This is a genomic window from Tissierellales bacterium, assembly GCA_035301805.1.
In the GTDB taxonomy this organism is placed as follows: Bacteria; Bacillota; Clostridia; order Tissierellales; family DATGTQ01; genus DATGTQ01.
Map to the genome: position 1 here is coordinate 1 of DATGTQ010000102.1, position 9,676 is coordinate 9,676.

11 protein-coding genes are annotated in these 9,676 nt (G+C 32.2%); 1 reads left to right on the plus strand and 10 read right to left on the minus strand.

The genetic code is table 11. The features are described from left to right. From VK071_04760 to VK071_04790, 7 genes are all read right to left on the minus strand, one after another. The coding region (locus VK071_04760) for an acetyl-CoA C-acetyltransferase (protein HLR34625.1) at window positions 1-1,154 on the minus strand (1,154 nt) is incomplete at its 3' end. A gap of 255 nt (window positions 1,155-1,409) precedes the next feature. Then, window positions 1,410-2,525 (minus strand): UDP-N-acetylglucosamine 2-epimerase (non-hydrolyzing), encoded by a 1,116-nt coding sequence (wecB, locus tag VK071_04765; GenBank protein HLR34626.1) that lies wholly within the window; start codon window positions 2,523-2,525, stop codon window positions 1,410-1,412. Window positions 2,526-2,544: 19 nt separating this feature from the next. Then, window positions 2,545-3,591: an MraY family glycosyltransferase gene (locus tag VK071_04770; protein ID HLR34627.1), complete on the minus strand. Its 1,047-nt coding sequence runs from the start codon at window positions 3,589-3,591 to the stop codon at window positions 2,545-2,547. Between the two features lie 207 nt (window positions 3,592-3,798). Continuing rightward, entirely contained in the window at window positions 3,799-4,428 is a 630-nt protein-coding gene (upp, locus tag VK071_04775) for a uracil phosphoribosyltransferase (GenBank protein ID HLR34628.1), read from the minus strand. 43 nt (window positions 4,429-4,471) lie between these two features. Further along, on the minus strand, window positions 4,472-4,921 hold the full coding sequence (gene rpiB, locus VK071_04780) for a ribose 5-phosphate isomerase B (protein ID HLR34629.1): 450 nt from the start codon (window positions 4,919-4,921) through the stop codon (window positions 4,472-4,474). Between the two features lie 91 nt (window positions 4,922-5,012). Then, window positions 5,013-5,456, minus strand: coding sequence for a low molecular weight protein arginine phosphatase (locus tag VK071_04785; GenBank protein ID HLR34630.1), 444 nt, complete (start codon window positions 5,454-5,456; stop codon window positions 5,013-5,015). Window positions 5,457-5,469: 13 nt separating this feature from the next. Next, window positions 5,470-6,519, minus strand: coding sequence for an L-threonylcarbamoyladenylate synthase (locus VK071_04790; GenBank protein HLR34631.1), 1,050 nt, complete (start codon window positions 6,517-6,519; stop codon window positions 5,470-5,472). A gap of 146 nt (window positions 6,520-6,665) precedes the next feature. On the opposite strand from VK071_04790, the gene VK071_04795 reads away from it, so the two are divergent. Further along, the gene (locus tag VK071_04795; protein ID HLR34632.1) at window positions 6,666-7,379 is read left to right on the plus strand and encodes a ZIP family metal transporter; all 714 of its coding nucleotides are present in this window, start codon (window positions 6,666-6,668) and stop codon (window positions 7,377-7,379) included. Here the strand turns inward: VK071_04795 and prfA are convergent. From prfA to VK071_04810, 3 genes are all read right to left on the minus strand, one after another. Continuing rightward, on the minus strand, window positions 7,376-8,443 hold the full coding sequence (gene prfA, locus VK071_04800) for a peptide chain release factor 1 (protein ID HLR34633.1): 1,068 nt from the start codon (window positions 8,441-8,443) through the stop codon (window positions 7,376-7,378). The two genes, VK071_04795 and prfA, sit on opposite strands and share 4 nt — an antisense overlap. Before the next feature lie 85 nt (window positions 8,444-8,528). Then, on the minus strand, window positions 8,529-9,047 hold the full coding sequence (locus VK071_04805; protein HLR34634.1) for a chromate transporter: 519 nt from the start codon (window positions 9,045-9,047) through the stop codon (window positions 8,529-8,531). Continuing rightward, a complete protein-coding gene (locus tag VK071_04810; protein ID HLR34635.1) occupies window positions 9,044-9,580 on the minus strand; it encodes a chromate transporter in 537 nt (178 codons plus the stop codon). The genes VK071_04805 and VK071_04810 overlap by 4 nt, the downstream gene beginning before the upstream one ends. Between the last annotated feature and the right edge of the window lie 96 nt (window positions 9,581-9,676).

Here is a 9,676-nt window from a genome sequence, read left to right on the forward strand (position 1 = left end):
CCTTGACCGCCACCAATACATAAAGTTGCTAAGCCATATTTAGAATCCCTTCTAGCCATTTCATGAAGTAAAGTCACAAGCATTCTAGTTCCCGATGCTCCAATAGGATGTCCTAAAGCTATAGCTCCCCCATTTACATTAGTTTTCTCTACATCCAGTCCTAACCCTCTTACTACTGATATAGATTGGGCCGCAAAGGCTTCATTAGCTTCTACTAAATCCATACTTTCTATTGTAAGATTTGCTTTTTCTAAAGCTTTTTTTGATGCTGGTATAGGTCCAGTTCCCATGACCCTTGGATCTACTCCTGCTGAAGCATAAGATACTATAGTTGCTAAAGGTTCTATTCCTAATTCTTCTGCTTTTTCTTTTGACATAACTATTACTGCCGCTGCACCATCATTAATTCCTGAAGCATTTCCTGCTGTTACTGTCCCATCTCTTTTAAATGCTGGTCTAAGTTTCCCTAAATCCTCTATATTGCTCCCAAATCTAGGGTACTCATCTGTATCTACAACTATTGATTTTCCTCTTCTCTGAGGTACTTCCACAGGCACTATTTCATCTTTAAATTTTCCATCTTTAATAGCTTTTTCTGCCTTTAATTGACTATTTAAAGCAAATTCATCTTGCTCTTCCCTAGTAATATTCCATTCTTCTGCTATATTCTCCGATGTAATTCCCATATGATAATCATTAAAAATATCCCATAAACCATCTTTAACCATGTAGTCTTCCACTACTTTATCTCCCATTCTATTGCCCCATCTTGCATCTTTTAATAAATAAGGTGCTTGACTCATATTTTCTGTTCCACCAGCCAATACTATATCTGCTTCTCCTGCTTTTATAGCTTGAGCTGCTAGAATTATAGTTTTAAGTCCAGAACCACATACCTTGTTCACGGCATAAGATGGTTTTTCCACCGGTATACCTGTATGTATAGAAATCTGTCTTGCTACATTTTGGCCAAGGCCTGCTTGTAAAACGTTCCCAATTATAATTTCATCAATATCTTCTGCTTGGATACCAGCCCTATTTATTGCTTCCTTAGCTACTGTCACCCCTAAATCCACTGCAGATACATTTTTAAAACTCCCCCCAAAAGTTCCTATTGGTGTTCTTACTGCACTAGCTAAAACTACCTCTCTCACTTTTTAAAATCCCCCTCTACATTTTATTTATATAAATATTTTTTATACCAATCTATACATTTGCAAGTTACATACCAATAGAAGTAAAAAAAATAGAAATGGCTAAAGAACAAAGGTGTATAACTTTTTCTTAAGCACGATTTCATTTTACCGTCCCATTATAGTACATGTGTCATGGGGTGTTATGAAACATGTACTATAACGAGACATACAAGGCATAGCTAAAACTTTAATATTATCCATCCCTTAATTATTTTATTCTTTACTAAATTCTTCTAATATAACATTAACAATCTTATCTGCAGCAGTTCCATCTCCATAAGGGTTTACTGCATTAGCCATTTTTAAATACTCATCTTTATTGGAAATTATTAAATCTAATTCTTCATATATATCTTCCATATCTGTTCCTACTAATTTAGCTGTTCCTGCCTCAATACCCTCTGGCCTTTCTGTTTCTTTTCTAACTACTAATACAGGTTTTCCTAAGCTAGGAGCTTCTTCTTGAAGTCCACCAGAGTCTGTAACTATTAAATACGATTTTGCCATTAAATTTGTAAAAGGTTCATAATCTAAAGGTTCTATTAAATGGACTCTTTCATGATTATTAAATACATCATTTGCAATTTTTCGTACTTTTGGATTAAGATGAACAGGAAAGACTACTTCCACATCATCGTATTTCTCAACAGCATTTTTTACAGCCGTAAAGATATTTTCCATTGGTTCTCCTAAATTTTCTCTTCTATGAGAAGTAAGTAAAATTACTTTTTTATTCTCAAAATCTATATTGTTTAATTTATCTATATCAAATATGTAATTATCTTTTATTACTAATTTTAAAGCATCAATAACTGTATTACCTGTTATAAATATTTTTTCTTCTTCATAGTTTTCTTTTAATAAATTTTGCTTATTCCTTTCTGTTGGTGCAAAATGAAAATCTGTAACAATTCCAGTAAGCTTCCTATTGGCTTCTTCTGGATAAGGTGAAAGTATGTTTCCACTTCTAAGGCCTGCCTCTACATGGCCTATTTTAACTCTCTGATAAAAAGCTGCTAATGCTCCTGCAAATACTGTAGTAGTATCCCCTTGAACTAATAGAAGGTCTGGTCTTTCCTTTACTATTACCTCTTCTAAACCTTTTAAAGCTTTAGTAGTTATTTCTGTCAATGTCTGTCCAGGCTTAAAAATATTTAAATCATAATCAGGTTCTATACTAAATATATTGAGAACTTGGTCTAACATTTCTCTATGTTGTGCTGTTACACAAACAATACTTTCTATCTCCTTTGTCTCTTTCATTTTTCTTACTATGGGGGCCATTTTTATCCCTTCTGGCCTTGTCCCAAAAACTATCATGACCTTTATTCTATCCATTAAAATCCTCCTACTCTTTTTTATAATGATTGTTATTTCTCTTATCTTTAACACCTAATTTACTAACTAGGAATATTGCAACAATTATTAAAGTTATAGCTATAAATTCAATTTGTCGTGTTTCCGTTTTTGCCACATAAATTGCTAAAAGACCAAAAATTCCACTAATTAAATAAAATATAAATACTGTTTGTTTTTGTGTATAACCTTTTTGTAATAATTTATGGTGTAAATGACCATTATCTGCTTCCATTATAGACTTACCATTTAAAAGCCTCCTAAATATCGCAAATGTTGTATCAAAAATAGGAATTCCTAATACTATTATAGGTAATACAATAGCAATAGTTGCAGTACTTTTCATAACACCTTCAATAGATATAGCCGATAGCATGAAACCTAAGAATAATGCCCCTGTATCTCCCATAAAAATCTTAGCTGGCCTAAAATTATAAGGTAGAAATCCTAAACATGAACCTGCTACTATAGCTGAAATTATCATTATATTATTATATTCAAATTGGCTAGCAACAAATAGTAAAGACAAACTAGATATACTAGCAACTCCTGCAGTTAAACCATCTAATCCATCTATTAAATTAAAAGCATTTGTAATACCTACTACCCAAATAATAGTTAAAGGAATGGAAAAACCTTTTAAATATATAAGTGGACTTTCCTTTGAAAAAGGATTCGTGACAAAATCTATTTTTACATTTCCAATTATTAATACTATAGATGCAAGAATTTGAAAAAACAGCTTTGCTTTTGCACTAATATCTTTCATGTCATCAATTATACCAGATATAAATATTATAGTCCCACCTATAATAATTGAAGCTAAAGTTTTATTTAATGGCAAATACAATAGTATAACAATTATTGTAGCAATATATATTGCCAGTCCTCCTAAAAGAGGTATAGGTTTATTATGTACTCGCCTTCCGTCCTTTGGTATATCAATAGCGCCTACTTTTACTGCTATTTTCTTTGCAACGGGAGTCATCAGAAAAGATATAACCATTGCTGTAATAAAAGGTATAAAATATTCTGCCATTATTTTCTCTCCTTCAGATACCAAAATATAACTTCTATCTCCTTTAAAAGTTTATATTAATTTCATAAATAAGTCAATAAACTAAAATTATTGTAATAATTTTGTAATGTCATCTAGCTACATTCGTTGTTTAAATTTTTCTTATTAATGTTATAAACAAAAAATAAGGGAAAAATTCTCTCCCTTATTTTTTGTCTTGTTTTCTGTCTATTTTGTCCCGAATAACCTATCCCCAGCATCACCTAATCCAGGGATTATATATGCATCTTCACTTAGTTTTTCGTCTACTCCAGCCACATATATTTCCACGTCTGGGTGAGCTTTAGTTACTGCTTCTATTCCTTCTGGAGCTGCAATCAAATTCATTAATTTAATATTCTTTGCTCCTTTCTCCTTTAAAAAATGAATAGCAGCAACAGCTGACCCACCTGTAGCCAACATAGGGTCTAGTACAATTAACTCCCTGTCTTCAATATCCTTTGGTAATTTACAATAGTATTCCACTGGCTTAAGAGTTTCTGGATCCCTATAAAGACCTATATGTCCCACCTTTGCCGCTGGTAGTAAATTAAGCATACCATCAACCATTCCCAAGCCTGCTCTAAGTATTGGTATTAAACCTAATTTTTTCCCCGATATAACCTGTGCTTTAGTCTTACAAATTGGAGTTTCAATTTCTATTTCTTCCAATGGAAGATCTCTAGTTACTTCATAGGCCATAAGCATAGAAACCTCTTTTACTAACTCTTTAAATTCTTTGGAGCCAGTGCTTTTATCTCGAATAAATGTAAGTTTGTGCTTAATCAATGGATGTTCTAAAACTACAACTTTTCCCATATACAGGACTCCCTTCTTTTTAAAAATAATTAAACCTTATACATTATAACATACACTTACCTTCTATGTCTGAAATTTTATCAACTCTTCTTTCATGTCTTCCACCTTGAAATTCCGATTTTAACCAAATGGATACAATTTCCATAGCTAAATCTTTCCCTACAACTCTGCCACCAAGAGCTAATATATTTGCATTATTATGCTCCATGCTCATTCTAGCAGAATAGGTATCACCGCATAAAGCACATCTAATACCTGGTACTTTATTACATGAAATTGAAATTCCTATTCCTGTGCCACATATTGCTATTCCTCTTTCACATTCTTTCTTTATAACTCCCTCTGATAATTTCAGAGCGAAATCAGGATAATCTACAGAATCTCCAGATTTTGTGCCATAATCAATATATTCGATACCTTGTTCCTTTAAATACTCTTTTATGTCTTCCTTTAATTCATAACCACCATGATCACTAGCAATACCAATTTTCATTTTTATTCCTCCCAACAATACCTTGTATCACTTACAAGATTTAATCTAATTTTAGCCATTATATACATGGCCTACCTATAAACAGTATAATCTATATTTTCTCTACTATCTTTTCTAAGGCATCACTTAGTTCTTCTTCTACATCCTTATAAGCCCTTAGTCCTTGCCCATAAGGATCAAAAACATCCCTATCTATTCCATAGGTATACTCCTTTAAAGTATATATTTTTTCCTCTACGGAAGGATGTTTAAGTAATAAGGTCTCCTTATGAGATTTAGTCATAGTCAATACTAGATCCGCTTCTTCTAAAACTTCATCTGTCACTAATTTTGATCGATGACTTGAAATATCTATTTCTTTTTCCTTTAATACTTCAATTGCCTCCTTAGATGCCTTATCACCAGCAAATGCAAATATTCCTGCAGAATCTACTTCAATATTTCTTCCCTTTTCCTCAGCCTTTTGTCTTAAAATAGCTGCTGCCATTGGACTCCTACAAGTATTTCCTGTACACACAAAAAGAATTTTTTTCAAAAAAATCTCTCCTTTATACCCATTTTACATTATTACCTGAGGCTTTTTTCATTCTATTCATTATGGCTCTTCCAATACCTATTGTATCTGTACCTTCTGCTAATATTATGTCTACATCAAAATTATCAAATTCCCTTATAATATTGAATAAGTTCTTAGCTATACTATCCTTGTTTTCTCTACTTCCTACAACTAAAACAGTCCCTATAGTATATCTATTTCTAGTCTCTTCAGTAGCCATAATACCTACTTTTTTTCCTTCTTTTATATATTTTTCTGCTAAAGCTTTAATATTAGAAACTACATTATCAACATCTCCTGAATAAACTATCATCTTTCCTTTGGGTGCATAATGCTTATACTTTTGTCCTGGAGATTTAGGTATTATATTTTCATTATCTTTTATAATACTTTTATCTAATTCTACATTATTAATTAATAATTTCAAGTCTTCATAAATAATTCCTCCAGGTCTTAAAATCATAGGTGTTTCCCCAGACATATCTAATACTGTAGATTCTACTCCTATTCCCGTACTTCCTCCATCTACTACCATGTTAATTTTACCATATAAATCTTCTACAACATGGGTAGCGTTTGTAGGACTAGGTCTTCCAGAAGTATTAGCACTTGGTGCAGCTATAGGAACCTTTGCTAATTCTATTATTTTTAAGGCTATCTTATTATTTGGCATCCTAATAGCTACAGTAGATAATCCTCCTGTTATTTTATCTGGTACCTTATCACTCTTTTTAAATATTAAAGTCAGAGGACCAGGCCAAAACTTTTCCATTATTTCAAACGCCTCTTCTGGAATATCTTTTACCAATTCTTCTAATTGCTCTTTAAAAGCAATATGAAGGATTAATGGGTTATCTTGTGGTCGGCCTTTTGCCTTAAATATTCTTTCTACTGCTCTTTCATCTAATCCATTAGCTCCTAAACCATAGACAGTTTCTGTAGGGAAAGCAACTGTTCCCCCTCTTTTAATAATTTTTGCCGCTTCCCTTACTCTTTCCTCTTTTAAATTTTCTGAATCTACTTTTATAATTTTTGTTTCTATTTTACTCATATTTATCCCTTCTTTTTGAACTAGCTTTTTCTCTTAATTATATATTATACATTAATTTAGCTAATTTAAGAAATTTAAGTGCTTTATTTTCTCATTTATGAATAAGTATATTATAACTATATGTAAAGGAGGATTATATGAAAAATATTTTTTACATAACCTTTTTAAGTTTTTTAGTTGGAACTATAGGCACTAGTTTAGGAGGATTATTATCCTTTTTTATAAAGAAAAATGCCAAACATTTAAGTTTCTTTTTGGGACTAACTGGAGGACTAATGCTTCAAATAGTTACCTTCCACCTTATACCAGAGGCCATTCTTCTTTCTAATATATTAGTAGTAATACTAGGTACTTTTTTTGGTATTGCCCTTATTTGTTTAATAGATTGGAGGTGTTTTGACCAGGATACTCCAAAATATCTTAAAACAAGTCTTTTATTAGGCATAGGTATAGCATTGCACAATTTCCCAGAAGGCCTTGCCATAGGTTCTAGTTTCATGATTGACAACCATTTAGGACATTTTTTAGCTTTTGCAATATTATTGCATAATATCCCAGAAGGTATTGCTCTAGGAATACCTTTGAAGGTAAATAAAACTTCTCTTTGGAGAATTATTATCTTTACTGGGATAGCTGGAATGCCAACGGGCCTTGGTGCCTTCATCGGCGCTTACTTAGGCACAATTTCTAATTATTTAGTAGCTTTTTGCCTAGCTTTTGCTGGAGGAACTATGTTCTTTATTATTATAGACAATATTTTTCCCAATGCAAAAACCCTTCATGAAGGAAGGGTTTCAACCATTGGAACTATATTAGGTTTCCTATTAGGAGTCCTTTACTCATATTATTAACCAACCTGTTTTAATTTTTCTGCCTGATCTGTAGTTATAAGGGCCTCAACCATTTCATCAATATCTCCATCTAAAAAGTTTTCTAATTTATGAACAGTCATATTTATTCTATGATCAGTTATTCTTCCTTGTGGGTAATTATACGTTCTAATTCTTTCACTTCTATCACCTGTGCCCACTTGGCTCCTTCTTTCTTCTGCTATCTCATTATGTTGTTCAGTAATAGTTTTCTCATATAATCTTGCCTTTAATATTTTCATAGCTTTTTCTCTGTTTTTAATTTGGGATTTACCATCTTGACAAGAAACTACAATATCCGTGGGAATATGGGTTATTCTAACAGCTGAATCCGTAGTGTTAACATGCTGTCCCCCATTGCCTGAAGCACGGAACACATCTATTCTAATATCTGATGATTTTATTTCCACATCTACATCTTCTGCTTCTGGTAATACCGCTACTGTTGCTGTAGAAGTATGAATTCTTCCTCCAGATTCTGTTACAGGAACTCTTTGAACTCGGTGTACTCCACTTTCATATTTTAATTTACTATAGGCTCCATTACCTTTTATCATAAAAGTTACTTCTTTGAAACCACCAACACCCTGTGGATTAGAACTTAAAATTTCTGGTTTCCAACCTTGTTTTTCTGCATACATAGAGTACATTCTAAATAAGTTCCCTGCAAATAGTCCTGCTTCATCTCCCCCGGCTCCTGATCTTATTTCTACAATAACATTTTTATGGTCATTTGGATCTTTAGGAATTAACAAAACTTTAATTTCCTCTTCAAGCTTAGCCAATTTCTCTTCTGATTCAGCTATTTCCTCTTCTACCATCTCTCTAAATTCATCATCCAATTCTTCTTTTAACATTTCCTTATCTTCTTTAAGATTTTTAGATATTTTTTTATACTCTTTATATTTCCCAACTATAGGCTCTAACTCTGCATGTTCTTTAACAAGCTTTTGCCAGTTTTGCCTATCTTCCATAACCTCTGGGTCTATTATTTCTTTAGTTAATCTTTTATACTTATCTTCTACAAAAGACAATTTTTCTAACATATTTTCACCTCCATTAAAAGAATAATCATGTTAAATTAAACCACAATATTATCCCTATTATATATTATAACATTTTTATCTCTTCTTAGTAAAATATAATGCCCATAATCCCTGCTACTGCAATACCAACAATTGGCGATTTCTCTTTTACTGATACTAAATAAAAAACTATCCCTGCTATTATAATACTCTTGAAATCTATAATTGCATCTTTTCCTACTTCTATAGCTGCTGTTGCAATTAAACCCAAAACTACAGGCCTTATACCTTTAAAAGCTTGCTCCACATTAGAAGATTCTCTAAATTTAGATAAAAAGTAAAATATTATGCCAATTACAATAAAAGAAGGTAGGACTACTCCTAAAGTTGCCACTACTGAACCAAAAACCCCTGACACTTTATAACCTAAGAAGGTTGCAGAATTTATGGCTATAGGACCTGGTGTCATCTCTGCTACAGCAATTATATCTATAAATTCTCTAGTAGTTAACCACTGTTGATTAGTAATAACTTCTTTTTGAATTAGTGGAATCATAGCATAGCCTCCACCAAAAGTAAAAGCCCCTATTTTAAAAAAAGATAAAAAAAGTTTTAATAAAATCATAGTTTACTCTCCTTATATTTCCCATAAGCTATTGCTCCACAAGCCGCTCCCAAAATTACAAAAACTGGACTTATATCAAATATTAATATAATTGCTATTGTAGATAAAGCTACAACAACTATAGGCACTGTAAACTTTATACCCACCCTCAATTTATAAACTGCTGACAAAATGAGAGCTACAACAGCTGGCCTAATTCCTAAAAACATTTTTTCAATAATTGCATTATCCTTATAGTGCCCAAAAAACATAGCTATAAAAAGTATTATTAAAAACGAAGGAAGAACTGTACCTAAAGTACATATAACAGCTCCTTTAAATCCTGCCACTTTAAAACCTACATAGCTACTAGTATTTATGGCAACTGGTCCCGGGGTCACTTCAGCTATAGCTAATATATCCATAAATTCTTCTGTTTCTACCCATTCGTTTTTTTCTACAACTTCTTTTTGAATCATTGGTAACATGGCATATCCACCACCAAAAGTGAAGGCTCCTATTTTAAAAAAGGTTTTAAACATGTTAAAAAGCATAATTTCCCTCCTTTGGTCTTTCCCCTACTACAACTCTATCAAATCCCTGCAAGTCTTTAATGATTCTTATATTTTCATAGCCTTCATTTTTAAACA

Coding starts and splice junctions, on each gene's coding strand:
- upp (HLR34628.1), bottom strand. CDS start 4,428: ATGGGAAAAGTTGTAGTTTTAGAACATCCATTGATTAAGCACAAACTT.
- VK071_04770 (HLR34627.1), bottom strand. CDS start 3,591: ATGGCAGAATATTTTATACCTTTTATTACAGCAATGGTTATATCTTTT.
- VK071_04795 (HLR34632.1), top strand. CDS start 6,666: ATGAAAAATATTTTTTACATAACCTTTTTAAGTTTTTTAGTTGGAACT.
- rpiB (HLR34629.1), bottom strand. CDS start 4,921: ATGAAAATTGGTATTGCTAGTGATCATGGTGGTTATGAATTAAAGGAA.
- VK071_04805 (HLR34634.1), bottom strand. CDS start 9,047: ATGATTTTATTAAAACTTTTTTTATCTTTTTTTAAAATAGGGGCTTTT.
- VK071_04810 (HLR34635.1), bottom strand. CDS start 9,580: ATGCTTTTTAACATGTTTAAAACCTTTTTTAAAATAGGAGCCTTCACT.
- prfA (HLR34633.1), bottom strand. CDS start 8,443: ATGTTAGAAAAATTGTCTTTTGTAGAAGATAAGTATAAAAGATTAACT.